Annotated in this window: 20 protein-coding genes and 1 pseudogene; 4 read left to right on the top strand and 17 right to left on the bottom strand. The window is 56.0% G+C overall.

All coding sequences use genetic code 11. The annotated features are described in order from the left end of the window. The 15 genes and pseudogenes from ACQKEN_RS14755 to rpmH all read right to left on the bottom strand — a co-directional run. Positions 1 to 481 (bottom strand): annotated as a pseudogene (locus ACQKEN_RS14755) (hypothetical protein); the annotation flags it as partial. Between the two features lie 21 nt (positions 482 to 502). Continuing rightward, positions 503 to 1,039, bottom strand: a complete 537-nt coding sequence (locus ACQKEN_RS14750) for a F0F1 ATP synthase subunit delta (RefSeq protein WP_037016920.1) — start codon at positions 1,037 to 1,039, stop codon at positions 503 to 505. A 12-nt stretch (positions 1,040 to 1,051) separates the two neighbouring features. Further along, a complete protein-coding gene (locus tag ACQKEN_RS14745) occupies positions 1,052 to 1,522 on the bottom strand; it encodes a F0F1 ATP synthase subunit B (RefSeq protein WP_065988056.1) in 471 nt (156 codons plus the stop codon). 57 nt (positions 1,523 to 1,579) lie between these two features. Then, positions 1,580 to 1,837 (bottom strand): F0F1 ATP synthase subunit C, encoded by a 258-nt coding sequence (gene atpE, locus ACQKEN_RS14740; protein ID WP_002555987.1) that lies wholly within the window; start codon positions 1,835 to 1,837, stop codon positions 1,580 to 1,582. 137 nt (positions 1,838 to 1,974) lie between these two features. Further along, positions 1,975 to 2,844 carry a F0F1 ATP synthase subunit A gene (atpB, locus tag ACQKEN_RS14735; protein ID WP_074886103.1) on the bottom strand — a complete coding sequence of 290 codons (870 nt, stop codon included), beginning with the start codon at positions 2,842 to 2,844 and terminating at the stop codon, positions 1,975 to 1,977. A gap of 16 nt (positions 2,845 to 2,860) precedes the next feature. Next, complete coding sequence (locus ACQKEN_RS14730; protein WP_265387745.1) at positions 2,861 to 3,268, bottom strand: F0F1 ATP synthase subunit I; 408 nt, start codon at positions 3,266 to 3,268, stop codon at positions 2,861 to 2,863. 146 nt (positions 3,269 to 3,414) lie between these two features. Continuing rightward, the gene (locus ACQKEN_RS14725; protein WP_369305099.1) at positions 3,415 to 4,287 is read right to left on the bottom strand and encodes a ParB/RepB/Spo0J family partition protein; all 873 of its coding nucleotides are present in this window, start codon (positions 4,285 to 4,287) and stop codon (positions 3,415 to 3,417) included. Positions 4,288 to 4,296: 9 nt separating this feature from the next. After that, the gene (locus ACQKEN_RS14720; protein WP_133774014.1) at positions 4,297 to 5,091 is read right to left on the bottom strand and encodes a ParA family protein; all 795 of its coding nucleotides are present in this window, start codon (positions 5,089 to 5,091) and stop codon (positions 4,297 to 4,299) included. Positions 5,092 to 5,109: 18 nt separating this feature from the next. Next, positions 5,110 to 5,745 (bottom strand): 16S rRNA (guanine(527)-N(7))-methyltransferase RsmG, encoded by a 636-nt coding sequence (gene rsmG / locus ACQKEN_RS14715; protein ID WP_427686508.1) that lies wholly within the window; start codon positions 5,743 to 5,745, stop codon positions 5,110 to 5,112. A 5-nt stretch (positions 5,746 to 5,750) separates the two neighbouring features. Further along, the gene (gene mnmG, locus ACQKEN_RS14710) at positions 5,751 to 7,649 is read right to left on the bottom strand and encodes a tRNA uridine-5-carboxymethylaminomethyl(34) synthesis enzyme MnmG (protein ID WP_427686499.1); all 1,899 of its coding nucleotides are present in this window, start codon (positions 7,647 to 7,649) and stop codon (positions 5,751 to 5,753) included. Between the two features lie 523 nt (positions 7,650 to 8,172). Next, positions 8,173 to 9,543: a tRNA uridine-5-carboxymethylaminomethyl(34) synthesis GTPase MnmE gene (gene mnmE / locus ACQKEN_RS14705; protein ID WP_427686497.1), complete on the bottom strand. Its 1,371-nt coding sequence runs from the start codon at positions 9,541 to 9,543 to the stop codon at positions 8,173 to 8,175. Positions 9,544 to 9,621: 78 nt separating this feature from the next. Next, positions 9,622 to 11,301 carry a membrane protein insertase YidC gene (yidC, locus tag ACQKEN_RS14700; protein ID WP_427686495.1) on the bottom strand — a complete coding sequence of 560 codons (1,680 nt, stop codon included), beginning with the start codon at positions 11,299 to 11,301 and terminating at the stop codon, positions 9,622 to 9,624. Positions 11,302 to 11,303: 2 nt separating this feature from the next. Next, on the bottom strand, positions 11,304 to 11,549 hold the full coding sequence (yidD, locus tag ACQKEN_RS14695) for a membrane protein insertion efficiency factor YidD (RefSeq protein ID WP_074886126.1): 246 nt from the start codon (positions 11,547 to 11,549) through the stop codon (positions 11,304 to 11,306). Beyond that, the gene (gene rnpA, locus ACQKEN_RS14690) at positions 11,542 to 11,943 is read right to left on the bottom strand and encodes a ribonuclease P protein component (protein WP_122534378.1); all 402 of its coding nucleotides are present in this window, start codon (positions 11,941 to 11,943) and stop codon (positions 11,542 to 11,544) included. The genes yidD and rnpA overlap by 8 nt, the downstream gene beginning before the upstream one ends. A 16-nt stretch (positions 11,944 to 11,959) precedes the next feature. Beyond that, on the bottom strand, positions 11,960 to 12,094 hold the full coding sequence (gene rpmH / locus ACQKEN_RS14685) for a 50S ribosomal protein L34 (RefSeq protein ID WP_002551315.1): 135 nt from the start codon (positions 12,092 to 12,094) through the stop codon (positions 11,960 to 11,962). Positions 12,095 to 12,678: 584 nt separating this feature from the next. On the opposite strand from rpmH, the gene dnaA reads away from it, so the two are divergent. From dnaA to gyrB, 4 genes are read left to right on the top strand one after another with little or no spacing between them, the layout of a single operon-like run. Next, complete coding sequence (dnaA, locus tag ACQKEN_RS14680) at positions 12,679 to 14,214, top strand: chromosomal replication initiator protein DnaA (RefSeq protein ID WP_427686492.1); 1,536 nt, start codon at positions 12,679 to 12,681, stop codon at positions 14,212 to 14,214. A gap of 35 nt (positions 14,215 to 14,249) precedes the next feature. Then, entirely contained in the window at positions 14,250 to 15,353 is a 1,104-nt protein-coding gene (gene dnaN / locus ACQKEN_RS14675) for a DNA polymerase III subunit beta (protein ID WP_065988045.1), read from the top strand. Between the two features lie 13 nt (positions 15,354 to 15,366). Beyond that, positions 15,367 to 16,470: a DNA replication/repair protein RecF gene (recF, locus tag ACQKEN_RS14670; RefSeq protein WP_427686489.1), complete on the top strand. Its 1,104-nt coding sequence runs from the start codon at positions 15,367 to 15,369 to the stop codon at positions 16,468 to 16,470. Between the two features lie 4 nt (positions 16,471 to 16,474). Then, positions 16,475 to 18,892: a DNA topoisomerase (ATP-hydrolyzing) subunit B gene (gene gyrB / locus ACQKEN_RS14665; protein ID WP_282365446.1), complete on the top strand. Its 2,418-nt coding sequence runs from the start codon at positions 16,475 to 16,477 to the stop codon at positions 18,890 to 18,892. Between the two features lie 66 nt (positions 18,893 to 18,958). On the opposite strand, the gene ACQKEN_RS14660 is transcribed toward gyrB, so the two are convergent. Both ACQKEN_RS14660 and ACQKEN_RS14655 read right to left on the bottom strand, forming a co-directional pair. Further along, positions 18,959 to 20,107 (bottom strand): acyltransferase family protein, encoded by a 1,149-nt coding sequence (locus ACQKEN_RS14660; RefSeq protein WP_427686487.1) that lies wholly within the window; start codon positions 20,105 to 20,107, stop codon positions 18,959 to 18,961. A 61-nt stretch (positions 20,108 to 20,168) separates the two neighbouring features. Then, on the bottom strand, positions 20,169 to 21,311 hold the full coding sequence (locus ACQKEN_RS14655; protein WP_427686485.1) for an acyltransferase family protein: 1,143 nt from the start codon (positions 21,309 to 21,311) through the stop codon (positions 20,169 to 20,171). Between the last annotated feature and the right edge of the window lie 97 nt (positions 21,312 to 21,408).

The following is a 21,408-nucleotide window of genomic DNA, read 5'->3' as shown; positions in this document are numbered from 1 at the left end:
TCAGGTTGCGCACGATCGCTTCAAAGTCAGCGTTGACCAGCTGTTTGGCGCGGCCAAGCAACATCGGCAAGGGGCTTGAAGCAACTTTCTCGACCGCATCGGTCTCGGTGTTGTTCAGCGGACCTTTGCCGTCGACAGGGTTACCCAGTGCGTCGACTACGCGACCCAGGAGTTCCTTACCAACCGGAACTTCCAGGATGCGGCCGGTGCACTTGGCACTCATGCCTTCAGCCAGGGAGGTGTAAGCGCCCAGTACGACAGCACCCACGGAGTCTTGCTCCAGGTTCAGTGCCATACCGTAAACGCCGCCCGGGAACTCGATCATTTCGCCGTACATAGCGTCGGCGAGACCGTGAATCCGCACGATACCGTCAGACACGCTGACGACTGTGCCTTCGTTTCGGGCTTGGGAGGCTACATCGAGGTTCTCGATGCGGCCCTTGATGATTTCACTTATTTCGGAAGGATTGAGTTGCTGCATTGCTCTGCTGCCCCTTCAAACTCAAGATTTCAATGCTTCGGCTAGTTGCGCGAGTTTGCCGCGAACTGAGCCATCGATAACCAGGTCGCCGGCGCGGATGATGACACCACCTATGAGGGCGGCATCCTCCGCAGCGTGCAGGCGCACTTCCCGGCCGAGCCGTGCACTGAGAACCTTGGCGAGTTTGTCTTGCTGTTCTTGGTTCAATGCAAAAGCACTGGTCACATCCACATCTACCGATTTTTCCTGCTCAGCCTTGTACAGCTCGAACAGTTCGGAGATCTCCGGCAGAAGCTGGAGACGGTCGTTTTCAGCAACGACGTGAATGAAATTCTGTGCCTTGGCATCGAACTTGTCGCCGCACACTTCAATAAAAGTGGCGGCCTTGTCTGCGCTCGTCAGTCGCGGGGCCTTGAGCATGCGCTGCATCGTGTCGTCTTGCGACACTGCAGCAGCCAGGCCGAGCATGGCTGACCAATTGGCCAGTTGCTGGTGCGCCTGTGCATGCTCGAAGGCTGCCTTAGCGTAAGGTCGGGCCAACGTGGTCAGTTCTGCCATGATCGCCCTCGCTTAAATTTCAGCAGCCAGTTTGTTTACCAGCTCCGCGTGCGCGTTTTGATCGATTGTGGCACCCAGGATCTTCTCTGCGCCGTTGACTGCCAGGCTACCCAATTGGGCGCGCAGCGCGTCTTTGACGCCGTTCAGTTCCTGTTCGATCTCGGCCTGAGCCTGAGCCTTGATGCGGTCAGCTTCGACGCGAGCCTGTTCACGGGCTTCGTCGACAATCTGTGTACCGCGTTTCTTGGCTTGCTCAATGATCTCAGCTGCCTGAGCCTTAGCTTCGCGCAGTTGCTGACCCACTTTATCTTGGGCCAGCTCCAGGTCGCGAGCTGCTCGTGTAGCAGCGTCCAGTCCATCCGCAATCTTCTTCTGACGTTCGTGCAAAGCCGCGATGACCGGAGGCCACACGAACTTCATGCAGAACAGCACAAAAATGAAGAACGCAACGGACTGGCCAATCAGGGTTGCATTAATGTTCACGCCAACACCTCGCTCGTTCGTTGTCCATCACACCAATCAACTCGAAGATTCGAGTGATCAGCCAGCGAGTTGACCAACGAAGGGGTTCGCAAAAGTGAAGAACAGAGCGATACCAACACCGATCATGGTCACGGCGTCGAGCAGACCAGCCACGATGAACATTTTAACTTGCAGCATTGGAACCATTTCCGGTTGACGCGCAGCGCCTTCCAGGAATTTACCGCCCAGCAGGCCGAAACCGATTGCAGTACCCAGTGCGCCCAGGCCGATCAGCAGTGCAACAGCGATAGCAGTTAGACCAACTACAGTTTCCATCTTTCCTCCCGACTTTTACGTCGTATTGGTTAGGTTTTCTTAGATTAAAGCGGTAAAGCAAAATCGTTTCTTACATCAAGCCCTCGCGGGCACCCCCTCACCAAAGCGAGGGGATCATCAGACTCGCCAGGCGGGTCTCAATGGTTATCTTCGTGAGCCATCGACAGGTAGACGATGGTCAGCATCATGAAGATGAACGCTTGCAGGGTGATGATCAGGATGTGGAACACAGCCCACGCCCATTGCAGGACCACGCCCAGACCGCTGAGCCACAACAGACCGCTGCCGAACATGACCGCGATCAGAATGAACACCAGTTCACCCGCGTACATGTTGCCGAACAGTCGCAGTGCCAGGGAGATCGGCTTGGCCACCAGAGTCACGAATTCAAGCAGGAAGTTCACCGGAATCAACAGCGCCTGAACGAAAATGTTCTTGCTGCCGAACGGGTGCAGGGTCAATTCGCCGATGAAGCCGCCGATACCCTTGATCTTGATGCTGTAGAAAATGATCAGGGCGAATACGGACAGGGCCATGCCCAGCGTCGCGTTCGGATCGGTGGTCGATACGGCGCGGAAAGGAATGTGGTGATCACCGGTGATCATGATCGCCAGTTGAGGGATCCAGTCGACAGGAATCAAATCGACGGCGTTCATGAGGAACACCCAGGCGAAGATGGTCAATGCCAGAGGGGCGATCACGGCGCTACGGCCATGGAAGCTGTCCCGGACGCTGCCGTCAACGAACTCGACGAGCACTTCAACGAAGTTCTGCAGCGCACCCGGCTGGCCGGAAGTCGCCTTTTTAGCGGCCATACGGAAGATGAGGACGAAAATCAGACCCAGTGCGACCGACCAGCCGAGGGTATCGACGTGGAAAGCCCAAAAGCCCATTTCTTTTGCTTCCGCCGCGGAATGCGCGAAGCCCCAACTGCCGTCAGGCAAATGACCAAAGGTCAAGTTCTGCAAGTGGTGCTGGATATAGCCCGAAGCTGTTTGCTCTGCCATGGTTGCCTCAAACGCCCTAAGGTCTCGAAAGTCTTGTTCTCAGTAGCAGGGGCGCAAACCAACTGACCAGTTGGGTCAGTATGAACACGCCGAAAACCGCCAGCGGAGCCAGCGGCTTTACACCTGCAAACGTCAGTGCAAAGAGCACTGCCGTAAAAATCAGCTTGCCTGCCTCGCCGGCGTAGAACGACCGAACGATGGCCTGCGCTGCCCTGGCCCCGGAGTACCGGAATGCCTTATGAGCAAAATACACATTCGGCAGCCAGGCTATCAGGCCTCCGCAAAGCCCCGAATACCCGGCTACGACACCATGCCACTGCCAAAGCGCCAGCGCAGTCCCCAAGAGGACAATCAACTGAGCCAGCAAGATCGGGAAAACAGCCAGGCGATGGAATGGCAAGCGGTTTGGCGTGCGTGTCTCCATCACATGGGCTCCTAGTGAGCCGGCCGCCAAAATCAATAACTTGGCATAAATTGTGCCGACAAAATGCGCGCAGAGTATAGGGGCGGTTCAGCCCCTATTCAACTGCCAGGTAGTGATTTCCGACTACGCGCTACGCATGATTTGTTTCAGCGAATGTGAGCGAGCACACCTTGTAGCTCATCCAGCGAGTTATAACGGATGACCAACTGACCTTTGCCCTTCTGTCCGTGCCGGATTTGCACCGCGGAGCCCAGCCGCTCGGCCAGGCGCTGTTCCAGACGTGTGATGTCAGGGTCAGCCTTCACTGGCTCTGCAGCCTCTTGTTTCCCGCTGAGCCACTGGCGAACCAGCGCTTCGGTCTGGCGCACGGTCAGACCGCGTGCGACAACATGTCGCGCCCCTTCAACCTGTTGATCTTCAGGCAGTCCCAGCAGCGCACGGGCATGGCCCATCTCCAGGTCACCATGGGAGAGCATGGTCTTGATGACTTCCGGCAATGCGATCAGTCGCAGCAGATTCGCAACGCTGACTCGCGACTTGCCGACCGCTTCAGCCACTTGCTGTTGGGTCAGCTGAAATTCCTGCTGCAGACGCTGCAGGGCAATCGCTTCCTCGATCGGATTCAAATCTTCGCGCTGAATGTTCTCGATCAGTGCCATTGCAATGGCCGCTTCATCCGGCACATCACGCACCATGGCAGGAATCGTTTCGATCCCTGCCTGCTGGCTGGCGCGCCAGCGGCGTTCACCGGCAATGATCTCGAAGCGGTTGTCGGCAATCGGGCGGACCACGATTGGCTGCATCACCCCTTGCGCCTTGATCGAGTTCGCAAGTTCTTCCAGTGCCTGGGGGTCCATATCACGACGCGGCTGATACTTGCCTCGTTGAATAAGGTCCAGCGGAATGTGCTGAAGCTCGCGCTCACTGGCCTTCACTGCCTGTTCTTCCAGTGCGGTGACGGTTGGGCTGCTCAGCAGTGCGTCCAGCCCACGTCCGAGTCCACGTTTCTTGACGGCCATGGAATTTCCTTAAGTGGGCTGAGCCGCGGTGCGACTGCCGCGACGTTGGCGACGGACCATCTCGCCCGCGAGCGCCAGGTACGCCAGCGCGCCGCGAGAAGTCTTGTCGTACGCCAATGCCGGCATGCCGAAGCTAGGCGCCTCGGCCAGACGAATATTGCGCGGAATAACGGTGTCGTACAGCTGCTCGCCGAAGTGCTCTTTGAGCTGTGCCGAAACGTCGTTGATCAAGCTGAGCCGCGGGTCGTACATGGTCCGCAGTAAACCCTCGATCTTGAGCTGAGGATTGAGCAACTCACCGATGCGTTTGATGTTATCCACAAGATCGCTCAGACCTTCGAGCGCAAAGTACTCACATTGCATGGGGATAATGACGCCGTCGGCCGCAACCAGAGCGTTGAGTGTCAGCATTGAAAGCGATGGAGGACAATCGATGAGGATGTAATCGTAGTTTTCGCGGATGGGCGCCAGTGCTGAGCGCAGACGCGACTCCTTCATCTGCATTTCCAGCAGGACCACTTCGGCAGCCGTCAGATCGCGGTTTGCCGGCAGTAGCTGATAGCCGCCGTGCTCGGAAAAGTGCATGGCCTGATTCAGATCGCACTCGCCAATCAGCAAATCGTAGACCGAGTGCTCAAGCGCGTGCTTATCCACACCGCTGCCCATGGTGGCATTGCCTTGCGGATCGAGATCGATCAACAACACCCTACGCTTGGTAGCCACCAGCGAGGCCGCGAGGTTGATACAGGTTGTGGTTTTACCCACACCCCCTTTTTGGTTCGCTATCGCGAATACCTTAGCCATTATTGCGTGTGTTCCCTGTCATGCCGTGCGGCGCAGTATCAGCAGATGCCGTTGACCTTGGCAACCGGGTACGGCCAAGGCTTGCGCGCTTTCCAGATGAAAATCTGCGGGCAATGCTACCAGTTCATCCACTGGATGCAGACCCTTCATTGCCAACCAGCGCGTTTCGCCGTCGCCCATGTGTCGAGTCCACTGGGTAAAGTCTTCCAGACTGCTGAAGGCGCGGGAAATGATGCCGTTGAACGGCAGCGCGGGCTGGAATGCTTCGGCACGGCTGTGGATAACTTCCACGTTGGCGAGTGCAAGCTCAAGTTTTACCTGGGTCAGAAACCGGGTCTTCTTGCCATTGCTGTCGAGCACCGTGACTTTCATGTCCGGAAACAGGATGGCCAGCGGAATGCCGGGCATTCCGCCGCCGCTGCCGACATCCAGCTGACGCTCACCCTCGATGAAACGCACCACGCTCAAGCTGTCCAGCAGATGGCGAGACACCATCTCATCCGGATCACGAACAGCAGTCAGGTTGTAGGCCTTGTTCCACTTAATCAGCAAAGCCAGGTACGCCAGCAACTGGCTGTGTTGGCTCTCACTCAACTCAACGCCGAGCTGTCTAGCGCCAAGGGTCAGTTCTTCTGCATGCTGCGGGGTAACCATCGAACTCAAGCGCTTTGCTCCAACTGACGGCCCGCGCCGCGTTTTTTCAAATGAATCATCAACAGAGAAATCGCCGCGGGTGTGACGCCTGGAATCCGCGAGGCCTGGCCCAGCGTTTCCGGACGAGTTATCCCCAGCTTGCTCTGGATTTCTTTGGACAGACCGGAGATCCCGGTGTAATCGATATCAGCAGGAAGCCGTGTGTTTTCGCTGGCACGCAGACGAGCGATCTCATCCTGCTGACGGTCGATGTAACCGGCGTATTTGGTCTTGATTTCGACTTGTTCAGCGACCTGCGGGTCAGGCGAGCCGTTGCCGGTCAGCGCAACCAGACTGGCGTAGTCCACTTCCGGACGGCTCAGCAGATTCAGCAGATTGTATTCGTGGGTCAACGGAGTGCCGAAGTGCGCCGAGACCGCATCGCCCTGCTCGGTACCCGGACGAATCCAGGTGGATTTCAGCCGCTGTTCTTCCAGCTCGATGCCTTCACGCTTGGCACAGAACGCCGCCCAGCGGGCATCGTCGACCAACCCGAGCGCCCGACCTTGTTCGGTCAAACGCAAGTCCGCGTTGTCTTCGCGTAAAATCAGACGGTACTCGGCGCGCGAGGTGAACATCCGGTACGGCTCTTGGGTGCCCAGGGTAATCAGGTCATCCACCAGTACGCCGATGTAAGCCTCATCGCGACGCGGACACCAGCTGTCCTTGCCTTGAGCCCGAAGCGCTGCGTTGGCGCCGGCAAGTAAACCTTGGGCACCGGCTTCTTCGTAACCGGTCGTGCCGTTGATTTGTCCTGCGAAAAACAACCCCCCGATAACCTTGGTTTCCAGGCTGTACTTCAGGTCGCGCGGATCGAAATAGTCGTACTCGATGGCATAGCCAGGCCGCACGATGTGGGCGTTTTCCATCCCGCGAATAGACCGAACAATCTGCAGCTGTACGTCGAACGGCAGCGAGGTCGATATACCGTTCGGATAAAGCTCATGGGTCGTCAAACCTTCCGGTTCGATAAACACCTGATGGCTTTCCTTGTCGGCAAAGCGGTGAATCTTGTCTTCGATCGACGGGCAATAGCGCGGGCCGACCCCCTCGATCTCACCGGCAGCAGAATACATCGGCGACCGATCCAGATTCGCAGCAATGATTTCGTGGGTCCGGGCGTTGGTGTGGGTAATCCAGCAACTGACCTGGCTCGGGTGCTGAGCCTTGGAGCCCATGAAAGACATCACGGGGATCGGCGTATCGCCCGGCTGTTCTGTCATCACCGAGAAATCCACAGATCGGCCATCGATGCGCGGAGGCGTGCCCGTTTTCAAGCGACCCACTCTCAGCGGTAGTTCACGAAGCCTGCGTGCAAGCGCAATGGACGGCGGATCACCGGCGCGCCCGCCCGAATAGTTCTGCAGACCTATGTGGATAAGTCCGCCCAGGAAGGTACCTGTGGTGAGAACCACGGAGTCGGCCAGAAAACGCAGGCCCATCTGAGTCACTACGCCGCGCACTTGATCTTGCTCGACGATCAGGTCGTCGCATGCCTGCTGGAATACCCACAGGTTGGGCTGGTTTTCAATGATCTCTCTGACAGCCGCTTTGTAAAGCACGCGATCTGCCTGTGCACGCGTCGCCCGGACGGCCGGGCCTTTGCGGCTGTTCAACACGCGAAACTGGATACCACTTTTGTCAGTGGCCGTTGCCATAGCACCGCCAAGTGCATCGATCTCTTTGACCAGATGACTTTTACCGATGCCACCGATGGCCGGGTTGCAACTCATTTGGCCGAGGGTTTCCACGTTGTGCGTAAGCAGCAGGGTGGTGACACCCATACGTGCAGACGCCAGTGCTGCCTCGGTACCGGCATGACCGCCGCCGATGACGATCACTTGAAAACGGGAAGGGAAATCCACCACGCACCTCGTGCCTGTTGATTGGGGGGAATAGGAATGGCGGCAAGTATAGGGACTTACCCCCCCTTAAGAAACCCGTTGCGCAAAATCTAACCAGCTGTGGATGAATGGCGTTTATAGAAATTAAAAAGAAAGAAATTTATAAGATCTTTGTTTTTATGTTTATTTTTACTGAGCCCGCTTTCTGTGGATAAATCTCTGAAAGCCTTTCAATACCTCATGTACAGAGAATCAAAAGCCTGTGTCCATGTAGGCATGAGGCCCTTGGATAACCTGTCTAAGCCTGTGGATTAAACGAACAGTTGTCCACAGGCGCAATTATCCTCAGGTCAGAGCCCTGTTTATCAACCGGGCTCATTTGCAGTTATGCACAGGGCTTATTCGAGAATGCGGGTGCTGAACGGTCAAATTCGAAGCGCACTTATCCGCCATGACACTGATCGGAGGTCAGGAAAAGTGGGATGAGTGAATCGAGATGGGGCAGATCCGGAAAAATTGACCTGCCTGGAGATAACGCGCGGCGTTATTTGCCGATGCAAAAGCTGGAGAAAATACGTCCCAGCAAATCGTCCGAGCTGAATTCACCGGTAATTTCGCCCAGGGACTGCTGAGCTTGGCGCAGGTCCTCGGCAAGGAGCTCACCAGCGCCGGCCAAGGTCAGCTGCGAGCGTCCATGCTCCAGAGAAGCGCTTGCCCTGTGCAACGCCCCAAGATGGCGCCGGCGCGCACTGAAGCTTCCCTCTGCTGTTTGCTGGTACCCCATGCATGCCTTGAGATGCTCGCGCAGAAGCACCACGCCCTCACCGCCGGTCTTGGCGCTGAGGCTGATGGTCACGTGGCCATCGACGCTGGTCAACAGCTCCACCGGCTCATCACTCAAGTCCACCTTGTTACGAATCAGCGTGACATGGGCCGGGTCAGGTCGTTGGTCGAGGAACTCTGGCCACAATGCAAAGGGATCACCCGCCTCGGGTGCTGTTGCATCCACCACCAGCAAAATGCGGTCGGCCTGGCCTATCGCCTGAAGCGCGCGTTGAACGCCTATTTTTTCGACCTGATCGTCCGTGTCGCGCAGACCCGCAGTGTCCACCACGTGAAGCGGCATTCCATCAATGTGGATATGTTCGCGCAGGACATCCCGGGTTGTGCCGGCAATTTCAGTCACGATTGCCGCTTCTTTGCCCGCGAGTGCGTTCAGGAGGCTGGATTTGCCGGCGTTGGGTCTGCCTGCAATAACCACATTCATGCCGTCCCTGAGCAAGGCGCCCTGATTGGCTTCGTGCAGCACTGTGGATAACTGATTGCGTACGTTATCCAGCATGGTAAGGACGTGACCGTCCGCGAGAAAGTCAATTTCCTCCTCCGGAAAGTCGATTGCCGCTTCAACGTAGATACGCAGGCTGATCAGTTTCTCCGTGAGTTCATGGACTCGTTGGGAAAATGCACCCTGCAGCGACCTCAATGCATTGCGCGCGGCCTGCGCAGAACTCGCCTCGATGAGGTCAGCGATCGCCTCGGCTTGAGCCAAGTCAAGCTTGTCATTGAGAAACGCGCGTTCACTGAACTCTCCCGGACGTGCCAGGCGGCAGCCCAACTGGACGCACCGTTGCAGCAACATGTCGAGAACCACAGGCCCGCCATGCCCTTGAAGCTCGAGCACATCTTCTCCGGTGAACGAGTGAGGGCCTGAAAAATAGAGACCAATGCCCTCATCGATTACTGCACCGTTCTCTTCTTTAAAAGTGCCGTAGTGTGCATAACGGGGTTGTGGCAGCTTGCCCAGAATTGCCTTGGCACAATTGCTAGCCTTGGGCCCGGAAATACGGACGATACCGACGCCTCCGCGGCCGGGAGCCGTCGCAATGGCCGCGATGGTTTCAGAAAGAACGTTCATGGGCCGACTCCTGGGCAACTGACGGATAGCAAAACGCCCCACGAGGGGGCGTTTTGAATAACTTGTTAACAGGGTAGATCAGGCTTCAGCTTTCTTGGCTTTCGCTTCGATGCTGCGTGTGATGTACCACTGTTGAGTGATGGACAAGGTGTTGTTCACGACCCAGTACAGCACCAGACCGGCCGGGAACCACAGGAAGAAGAACGTAAAGATGATTGGCATCAGCTTCATGACCTTGGCCTGCATCGGATCCGGAGGTGTCGGGTTCAAACGCTGCTGGATGAACATGGTAGCGCCCATGATGATCGGCAGAATAAAGAACGGGTCTTTGATCGACAGGTCAGTTATCCACAGCAGCCACGGGGCCTGGCGCATTTCAACGCTTTCAAGCAGTACCCAGTACAGCGACAGGAACACCGGCATCTGCACCAGAATCGGCAAGCATCCACCCAACGGGTTGATCTTCTCTTTCTTGTACAGCTCCATCATCGACTGAGAAAGCTTCTGACGATCGTCGCCATGTTGCTCTTTCAACGCAGCAAGGCGTGGAGCTACCGCACGCATGCGTGCCATGGATTTGTAACTGGCGGCCGACAGAGGGAAGAAAAGCCCCTTGATCAGCATGGTCAGGAAGATGATCGACCAGCCCCAGTTGCCCACGATGCTGTGGATATGTTGCAGCAGCCAGAAAATAGGCTGGGCAATGAACCACAGAATCCCGTAATCCACTGTCAGTTCAAGACCTGGGGACAACTCCTTCAGGACCGCCTGACTCTTCGGACCGGCGTAGAGCGTTGCAGTCGTTTCGGTTTTCGCGCCAGGTGCGACCGTCAATGCCGGGCCAGTGAAACCGATAATGTAATTGCCGGCACTGTCTTTACGGGTGGTGACGGTATTGCTGTCAGCCTTGTTCGGGATCCAGGCGGTCACAAAGTAATGCTGCAACCAGGCGACCCATCCGCCCTGAACAGTATCCTTTACCGAGCCTTTGTCGATGTCCTTCATGGAAACCTTTTTGTAGGGTTCCGAAGGCGTCCACATGGCAGCACCCAGATAGGTGGCGGTGCCCGTAGCGGTCGTCGAGGATGGATCGGCGCTCGCATCGCGTTTCAACTGGGCGAACAGATTACCGTTCCACGGCTGCGCGCTCTGGTTGTCGATCACGTAAGAAACGGTAAGGTCATACAGACCGCGTTTGAACGTGAAGCGCTTGATGTAATTAACGCCGGCATCGCTGAATTTCAGATCGACGACCAGATCGTTCTGGCCATCAGTCAGCTGATAACTTTTTTGCGTGGCCGAGTAAACCGGGCGACCCGCTGCACGGGCATCAGGACCGTTCGCGCCAGTCAGACCGCTCTGCGCAAGGAATATACGCTCGCCACCGTTATCGAACAGCTGGAAAGGAATCTCGGGATGATCCTGACGGCGTGGATAAAGTGGCAAACGAAGCTGCACCACATCGCCGCCAACCGGATCAATTTCCAGATTGAGGACGTCTGTCTTCACCTGGATCAGATCTTTGCTGGTGGCCACCGGCATTTCCGCAGGCGCAGCTACTTCGCCGGTAGCGCTGGGAACGTCTGCATTGGCAGTCGCTGAACCTTGCGGAGCATCAGGAATAGCGGATGTATTGGTGTTGGCAGCAACATTCTGAGTCGGCAAGGCAGCCTGACCATAGTCCTGGTTCCATTTCAGGACACCGACATAGGTCACGATTGCCAGGGCGACGATCAGGATCGTGCGTTTAATATCCATGATTACTCGGCCATCGAAGAGGAACGGGAGGTGGGAGCAGGTGGAACCGGGTCATAACCACCGGGATTCCACGGATGACACCGACCTAAGCGACGTAAGGTCAGCCAGCCACCGCGCACCAGACCATAATTTTCAATGGCCTCGTACGCGTAGCAGGAGCAACTGGGGTAGAAACGACAGTGACTGGCCATCAGAGGACTGATGGCATAGCGGTAAAACTGGATCGGAACGAGCGCCAGTTTACGCATCAGGACTGTCTACCCCCGCAGTTTCGGTTTTAAGTTCGGGATCGGGCCGGCTGCGCGCCAGACGTTTCCAGAGCTTGCCGAAATGCTGAATCAATTCGGGGTTTTCAATGTCACCCAAGCCTTTGCGTGCGACGACGACGATATCCCATCCGACCAGGTTGTCCTGGTGAAGGCGAAACGACTCACGCATCAGGCGTTTCAAACGGTTGCGCTCGACAGAGAGCTTCACGCTCTTCTTCCCGATCACCAGCCCTAGACGGGGATGATCAAGGTCGTTGTTGCGCACAAGGAGCAGGAGATTTTTTCCCGGAACCTTGCCGGTGGGGGAGTCAAAGACTGCCTTGAAATGCCGGGGTGTCAGCAAACGCTTTTCCCGACTGAAGTCCTGACTCACCACCTGTGCCGATTAATCAAACTGCCAGACGCTTACGGCCTTTGGCGCGACGACGCGAAAGAACTGCGCGACCGTTTTTAGTGGCCATACGAGCACGGAAACCGTGGGTGCGAGCGCGCTTGATAGTGCTGGGTTGGAAAGTACGTTTCATGGCGTGTTACCTGGTTCGTCCACAACGGGCCGGAATGGCCCCCGTTTTAAGAGACCGGGGATTCTAGAGAAAGCGGGCTCGCAGGTCAATTTCCAACCAACGTTTCTTGCATTTAGTTCCTGAGTGGACTTCATCGACAGCGATCCATCCGTCGGTGCATTCTTGGGACGTAGATATAGAAATAAAGAAGGAAGGTATTTAAAGCTTCTTTGTAAAGCTTATAAAAGCTTAAGGAGAAGATTTCTGTGGATAAAACGCTGTAGACCTCGTAATGCGTGATGTACAGAGGAATGAAAGTCTGTCCACAAGCGGTGCTGCGGCTGTGTTGCAGCTGACGACAAGCTGTGTATAAAAACGTCTCTTATCCACAGACGATTTATCCACAGGTTTCAGGCCCGTGTTATGCAGAGAGCTAATGCGCGGTTATCCACAGAGCTTAACTATCCACTGGTTGTCGTCTTTTTAGGTGTTTTGCGCAGGGTTTCGCGTGTTAGCGCCCCACCTTCATGTGGATAAGTCAGCTACGGGTGGTTACAATGGCCGCTTGTTTTTGCCGCGCCGGCTTCAGAATCTAGGGGATATTTGTGTCAGTGGAACTTTGGCAGCAATGCGTTGAGCTTTTGCGCGATGAGCTGCCTGCCCAGCAATTCAACACCTGGATCCGTCCGTTACAGGTTGAAGCCGAAGGCGACGAATTGCGCGTATATGCACCCAACCGATTCGTGCTGGACTGGGTCAATGAGAAGTACCTGGGTCGATTGCTCGAGTTGCTGGGCGAGCATGGTCAGGGAATGGCGCCGGCGCTGTCCTTATTAATAGGTAGCAAGCGTAGCTCGGCCCCACGTGCGGCCCCGAATGCACCGCTCGCTGCTGCGGCGGCCGCATCTCAGGCTGCCGAGATGGCTGCCACCAGTGAAGCGCCGGTCGCAGCCCGCGCGCCACAGTCCGTAGCGACGCCTGCTCCGATGATTCAGACTTCATTGAATGTCGAGGACGAGCCTTCCCGGGCGAGCTTCGATCCAATGGCTGGCGCCAGTTCTCAGCAAGCGCCTGCGCGCGCCGAGCAGCGTAATGTTCAGGTCGAGGGTGCGCTGAAGCACACCAGCTACCTGAACAGGACCTTCACGTTCGAAAATTTTGTCGAAGGTAAATCCAACCAACTGGCGCGCGCGGCCGCTTGGCAGGTAGCCGACAATCCCAAGCACGGCTACAACCCGCTCTTCCTTTATGGGGGTGTGGGTCTGGGTAAAACTCACTTGATGCATGCTGTGGGTAACCACCTGCTCAAGAAGAACCCGAACGCCAAGGTTGTGTATTTGCACTCCGAGCGATTTGTGGCGGATATGGTCAAGGCGCTGCAGCTCAATGCCATCAATGAGTTCAAACGGTTCTATCGCTCCGTAGACGCACTGCTGATTGACGACATTCAATTTTTTGCGCGCAAGGAGCGTTCTCAGGAAGAGTTTTTCCATACATTCAACGCTCTTCTCGAAGGAGGTCAGCAGGTTATTCTCACGAGTGACCGCTACCCTAAGGAAATCGAAGGGCTTGAAGAGCGCCTGAAGTCACGTTTCGGCTGGGGCCTGACCGTCGCCGTCGAACCCCCGGAGCTGGAAACACGGGTGGCGATTTTGATGAAGAAGGCAGATCAGGCGAAAGTCGATCTCCCTCACGACGCCGCATTTTTTATCGCGCAGCGGATTCGTTCCAATGTGCGTGAGCTTGAGGGTGCGCTGAAGCGCGTCATCGCTCACTCGCACTTCATGGGCCGGGACATCACGATCGAGCTGATCCGTGAATCCTTGAAGGACTTGCTAGCGTTGCAGGACAAACTGGTGAGTGTGGATAACATCCAGCGGACCGTGGCTGAGTACTACAAGATAAAAATCTCCGACCTGCTGTCCAAACGCCGTTCAAGGTCCGTCGCGCGACCGCGGCAAGTAGCGATGGCACTGTCGAAAGAACTGACCAATCACAGCCTTCCCGAAATCGGCGACGTGTTTGGCGGCCGCGATCACACCACCGTGTTGCACGCGTGCCGGAAGATCAACGAATTGAAAGAATCCGATGCGGACATCCGCGAGGACTACAAGAACCTGCTGCGGACTTTGACAACGTGATGCCGACGCAGCTTATCAAGGCAAGGGACTAGACCATGCATTTCACCATTCAACGCGAAGCCCTGTTGAAACCCCTGCAACTGGTCGCGGGCGTTGTCGAACGCCGTCAGACCTTGCCGGTTCTCTCGAACGTGCTCCTGGTCGTTGAGGGCCAGCAGTTGTCTCTGACCGGTACAGACCTGGAAGTAGAGCTGGTCGGCCGTGTGCAGCTGGAAGAGCCTGCAGAGCCGGGTGAGATCACCGTCCCCGCGCGCAAGCTGATGGACATCTGCAAAAGCATTCCCAACGATGCGCTCATCGACATCAAGCTGGACGAGCAAAAGCTGATCGTCAAAGCGGGTCGCAGCCGTTTCACTCTTTCTACCCTGCCTGCCAACGACTTCCCCACTGTCGAAGAAGGCCCGGGTTCGCTCACGTTTAGCCTTGTTCAAAGCAAGCTGCGCCGGCTGATCGAGCGCACTAGCTTTGCCATGGCACAGCAGGACGTTCGCTACTACCTTAACGGCATGCTGCTTGAGGTGCAGTCGGGCATTCTGCGCGCAGTTGCGACCGATGGTCACCGTCTTGCGATGTGTTCCATGGCTGCAGAGATCGAGCAGGCTGACCGTCACCAGGTGATCGTGCCGCGTAAGGGCATTCTGGAGCTCGCTCGACTACTGACCGAACAAGATGGTCTGGTCAGCATCGTGCTTGGGCAGCATCACATTCGTGCGACCACGGGTGAGTTCACGTTCACATCCAAACTGGTCGACGGGAAATTCCCTGACTATGAGCGAGTGCTGCCTAAGGGCGGCGACAAGTTGGTGGTGGGTGATCGTCAGGCACTGCGTGAAGCGTTCAGCCGCACGGCGATCCTCTCGAATGAGAAGTATCGCGGTATCCGCCTTCAGTTGGCCAACGGCCAGTTGAAGATTCAGGCGAATAACCCGGAGCAAGAGGAAGCCGAAGAGGAGATCAGCGTCGACTACAACGGCAGCTCACTCGAGATCGGATTCAACGTGAGCTATCTGCTCGACGTATTGGGTGTCATGACTACGGAGCAAGTCCGTCTGATTCTCTCGGATTCCAACAGCAGTGCGTTGGTGCAGGAATCCGGCAATGACGACTCGGCCTATGTCGTTATGCCGATGCGTCTGTAACAGCAGTTGATCAATGTCTCTTAGCCGTGTCTCGGTCACCGGGGTGCGCAATCTGCACCCGGTGACCTTCTCTCCTTCTCCCCGCATTAACATCCTGTACGGCGCCAACGGCAGTGGTAAAACCAGTGTTCTTGAAGCCATCTACCTCCTCGGCTTGGCGCGCTCATTCCGCAGCGTGCGGCTCCAGCCGGTTATTCAATACGAGCAGCCTGCGTGCACGGTTTTTGGCCAGGTAGAACTCGCTGAAGGAGGCCACAGTAGCCTTGGCATTTCACGCAACCGTCAGGGCGATTTTCAGATTCGTATAGATGGCCAGAATGCGAAAAGCGCCGCGCAACTCGCCGAGACGTTGCCGCTGCAGCTGATCAATCCCGACAGCTTTCGACTCCTTGAGGGTGCCCCCAAGATCCGTCGTCAGTTTCTGGATTGGGGAGTGTTCCACGTGGAACCTCGCTTCATGTCGACCTGGCAGCGGCTCCAGAAGGCCCTGAGGCAGCGGAACTCGTGGCTTCGGCATGGTACACTTGACGCCGCTTCGCAGGCCGCATGGGACCGTGAGTTGTGTCTGGCCAGCGATGAAATTGACGAGTTTCGGCGCGCTTATATCAAGGCGCTGAAACCTGTGTTTGAGCAAACGCTGAGTGAGCTTGTTCAGATCGATGGATTGACGCTTAGTTACTATCGAGGATGGGACAAGGAAAAAAACCTGAGCGATGTACTGGCATCCTCGCTCTATCGCGATCAGCAGATGGGTCATACGCAAGCGGGGCCCCAACGTGCAGATTTACGCCTGCGACTCGGCGGACACAACGCGGCGGATATCCTCTCCCGCGGGCAACAGAAACTCGTAGTCTGCGCCCTCCGGATTGCTCAGGGACACTTAGTCAGCACGGCCCGTCGTGGCCAATGTATTTACCTCGTCGACGATCTGCCATCGGAGCTCGATGAGAATCACCGCGGTGCGCTTTGTCGCCTGCTGGAAGAATTACGCTGCCAGGTATTTATCACCTGCGTAGATCATGAATTGTTGAGGGAAGGCTGGCAGACGGAAACGCCAGTTGCTTTGTTCCACGTGGAACACGGCAATATCACCCAGACCCACGACCACCGGGAGTGAAGGCATGAGCGAAAACCAAACGTACGACTCGACCAGCATCAAAGTGCTGAAAGGGCTCGATGCCGTACGCAAGCGTCCTGGTATGTATATCGGCGACACAGACGATGGCAGCGGCCTCCACCATATGGTGTTTGAGGTTGTGGACAACTCGATCGACGAGGCGTTGGCTGGTCACTGTGACGACATCAGCATCATCATTCACCCGGATGAATCGATCACTGTGCGCGACAACGGTCGCGGCATTCCGGTTGATGTGCACAAAGAAGAAGGCGTGTCCGCCGCCGAGGTCATCATGACGGTGCTACACGCCGGCGGTAAGTTCGACGATAACTCCTACAAAGTATCCGGCGGTCTGCACGGTGTGGGCGTTTCAGTCGTCAACGCACTGTCCGAGGTTCTGAACCTCACTGTTCGCCGCAGTGGAAAAGTATGGGAGCAGACCTACGTCCATGGTGTTCCACAAGAGCCGATGCAAATCGTTGGTGAAAGTGATACCACGGGCACAGAGATCCACTTCAAGCCCTCCTCCGAAACCTTCAAGAACATTCACTTCAGCTGGGACATCCTCGCCAAGCGTATTCGTGAGCTGTCGTTCCTTAACTCCGGTGTGGGTATCGTTCTCAAGGACGAGCGCAGCGGCAAGGAAGAGCTGTTCAAATATGAGGGCGGTCTGCGCGCATTTGTTGAATACCTCAACACCAACAAGACGCCGGTGAATCAGGTCTTCCATTTCAACATCCAGCGTGAAGATGGTATTGGCGTCGAAATCGCCCTGCAGTGGAATGACAGCTTCAACGAGAACCTGTTGTGCTTCACCAACAACATCCCACAGCGCGACGGTGGCACCCACCTCGTCGGCTTCCGTTCTGCCCTGACCCGTAACCTGAACAACTACATTGAGCAGGAAGGTTTGGCGAAAAAGCACAAGGTCGCCACCACCGGTGATGATGCGCGTGAAGGCCTGACCGCGATCATCTCCGTCAAGGTACCTGATCCGAAGTTCAGCTCGCAGACGAAAGACAAACTGGTGTCTTCAGAAGTGAAGACGGCGGTTGAGCAGGAGATGGGCAAGTACTTCTCTGACTTCCTGCTGGAGAACCCGAACGAAGCAAAAGCCGTTGTCGGCAAGATGATCGATGCAGCGCGTGCTCGTGAAGCTGCGCGTAAAGCACGCGAGATGACTCGTCGCAAAGGTGCGCTGGATATTGCAGGCCTGCCCGGCAAGCTGGCCGACTGCCAGGAGAAAGACCCTGCCCTTTCCGAACTGTATCTCGTGGAAGGTGACTCTGCTGGCGGCTCTGCCAAGCAGGGGCGTAACCGTAAGACTCAGGCCATCCTGCCACTCAAGGGCAAGATCTTGAACGTGGAAAAGGCGCGCTTCGACAAGATGATTTCGTCCCAGGAAGTGGGCACGTTGATCACTGCGCTGGGCTGCGGTATTGGCCGTGACGAGTACAACATCGAAAAGCTGCGCTACCACAACATCATCATCATGACTGATGCTGACGTCGACGGTTCGCACATCCGTACCCTGTTGCTGACCTTCTTCTTCCGTCAGTTGCCGGAGCTGGTCGAGCGTGGCTACATCTACATTGCCCAGCCGCCGTTGTATAAGGTTAAGAAAGGCAAGCAAGAGCAGTACATCAAAGACGACGAGGCCATGGAAGAGTACATGACCCAGTCGGCCCTTGAAGATGCGAGCCTGCACCTGAACGAATCGGCGCCTGGCATCTCCGGTGCAGCGCTGGAGAAACTGGTTCACGACTTCCGCATGGTCATGAAGACGCTGAAACGTCTGTCCCGACTGTACCCGCAAGAGCTGACGGAGCACTTCGTCTACCTGCCGGCTGTCCCAATGGAGCAGTTGTCGGATCATGCGGCCATGCAAGAGTGGCTGGCGAAGTTCGATGAACGCCTGCGCGTGGGAGAGAAATCCGGATTGGTCTACAAGGCCAGCTTGCGTGAAGACCGCGAGCGTAACGTGTGGCTGCCAGAGGTCGAGCTGATCTCCCATGGTCTGTCCAACTACGTAACGTTCAACCGCGACTTCTTCGGCAGCAACGACTACAAGACAGTCACTGCGCTGGGTGCTCAGATCAGCACCCTGCTGGAAGAAGGTGCTTACGTTCAACGTGGCGAACGCAAGAAAGCAGTCACCGAGTTCAAGGAAGCACTGGCCTGGTTGATGGCAGAAAGCACCAAGCGTCACACCATCCAGCGCTATAAAGGTCTCGGCGAGATGAACCCGGATCAGTTGTGGGAAACCACGATGGACCCAAGCGTGCGACGCATGCTCAAGGTGACGATCGAAGACGCCATCGGCGCTGATCAGATCTTCAACACCCTGATGGGTGACGCAGTAGAACCGCGCCGCGACTTCATCGAAGCCAACGCACTGGCAGTGTCGAACCTGGATTTCTAAGGTTCCACCCGCTTACAAAACAGCCCCAACGATGGAAATCGATTGGGGCTGTTTTCGTTTAGGCACTCAGCTCACTGTTTTAATCGGACTGATCGGCGATGTGGTCCGCCCTCTCCTGCTTAACTGTTTGCCCCATTCGATACCGCGCAACTCAATGAATCGATAGCTGACCGTAGATATACCGATAATGATGATCAACAGAGCGACGAGTAGAGCGTTGTCAGCCACTGCGTTGTGGAAGGACAGCATCGGACCGGGCGCATCGGTAGCGTAGGTGACAATTGTGTAACCAGTGACTTTCCCTACAAGAAGCATGGCGAGGGTGACGGCGAAGAGAACCATCGCATGGGTCATGTAGATCGAGTAGGACAGCGCGCCCAGTTTCTCGAACGGGCGAGCCTTGAGCAAGATCGAGATCAATCCTCCCTCAAAGGAGAAAATCAACATGAGCGCGCAGAAGACCAACATCAGAATGATCTGCTTGTGATCGATGTTACTCACCAGCAAGATCGCTGTGAGGCAGATCCCGACTGTTTCCAAAACAGTGTGCACCCAGCGCGGAATGGTCTTGCTGTGGATAACCCGATAGAGATGGTAAGTCATCACGCCCGCAAAGAAACAAGACAAACCCTGCAGAGCGGGCTCCATCAGATAGGCGAGTCCCAAGAACAGGCACGCCGTAGCCACCAACGAAATCGTCAGGAATATCAGCGCGCCCAAACGTGGGGTGCACAACAGTATTCCCGCGAAGATCATGTAGATGTAGTACTCGACACTGATGCTCCATGCCGGAAAGTTGAACGACTGGGGATTGAATCCCGGCCACCAGGATTGCAGCAACAGAAGGTTGGGGATGATTTCCTGGGGCGCGCGCTGTCCGGTGAAGCTCGGCTGATTGAACGCTATCCCGGCATGCTCCGCGGCCAGCTTCACAACCTCCAATGCGATAGCGAACAGGAGCACAAAGACGTGCAAGGGGTACAGTCGGAAGGTGCGTGTGATGAAGAACTGCTTGAACTGGTCCGTCGTGGCCAGGCGCTGTCCGTAGGTGTGGACCATGACAAAGCCGCTCAGAACAAAGAAAAAACTCACCAGGTAATGAGCGTTTCTGAAAAATGCCCATTCGCCGAAGCTCTGTGAAATATGGATGTGATAGACCGCAACGCTGAGTGCGCAGATACCCCTGAAGCCGTCCAGCACTTGAAATCTCTTCATCGCGAACTCCCTGATGAATCCATGCCGGATGCGCTTGGAGCCTCCCCAGGTGCGCAAGTCATCATACGGTGCCTTTCCCGGTTCTGGTCCAACGAATCTTCATGTTGTCCAGGCGAGTGCTTAAAAACCCGGCAAGCCCGCGGCGCCAGGCCATGGCGGACTTCTCGATAATGTGCCAGGAGAATATGGCTGCCAGTAACACAAGCGGGAAGGCGATCAGCATCATGCTGAGAGGGCCGATACCTTTGAACGAATGGGCCAGGATTTCCTGAATCGGGAAGGCATAGATATAAACGCCATATGAGTAATCGCCCAGCTGGTTGTAACGGTCGATCACCGGATGGGTTGCGAACCCCAGATAGAAAATCAGATACGTCCAGGCCAGAACAAAACACTCGAAGAAATACGGCGTGCGCCATGTGCAGGCGGCTAGCACAGCGAAAGGCAGGAAGCCGATAAATCGATGCTTGATGTGCTGACGATATCGGTAGAAGGACATCCCCAGCACAAACGGCAAGCTCCACGTGAAGAAAAACTCGGCGCGGTGGAAGTCATTGAGCAAAGCGCTGTTCAACATCAAGGTTTTGAAGGCAACGTACAGGCCGGCGTAAAACACTAGAAAGCCGGCGAATTTAGGCCCTTTACCGTAAAAGGCGAGTGCGCCAAGCGCACCAACCAGGATGTAGAGGGCAACCTCATAAAAGAGCGTCCACAGCGACCCGTTAATGCCGGGCCAAGGGTTATTTTCGAACACGCCTGGCAACTGGAACTTCATGCTGAACAGGGTCAAGTTGTGGGTTAGATAACCGTATGTTTCACCCGAACGGAAATATTCCGGCGCACTCAGTGTCGTAAAAAAGGGCCCGATCAGAAACACGCTGAGCAAAAGCACAAGGGTCAGCCCAGGGTAAATGCGCAGAAAACGAGCGGTGAAAAAATCCGTTGTGCTGCCTGCCCGATCGCGGCTAAGGGAGATAAAAAAACCGGAGACGCAGAAGAACGTGATGACCGCCAGTTCACCGAGTGACAGGCCAATCCATTTCGAGAGCGGCTCTACCGCATCATGGCCAAGTGCGAGAGGGTAACTGTGGGAAATCAGGACCGCCGTGGCAGCAAGCATTCTGATCAGGTTAAAGTTGTTGCTTCTTCTGGACGCCAGGTCACCCAACGTATTCATGCTGCCTCCGCGAGAGATCAGGGTCATATCGGTTCGATCCATTCTCCGCTGTGACGCTCACGCCGTCGGAGACGCGCGATATCGAGAGGGTTGGAAGTGGTTCTGAGCTTGAACGATACACTGG

The sequence above is a fragment of the Pseudomonas sp. NPDC078416 genome, from assembly GCF_050268485.1.
GTDB lineage: Bacteria > Pseudomonadota > Gammaproteobacteria > Pseudomonadales > Pseudomonadaceae > Aquipseudomonas.
This window is presented reverse-complemented; position numbering and strand designations above follow the sequence as displayed.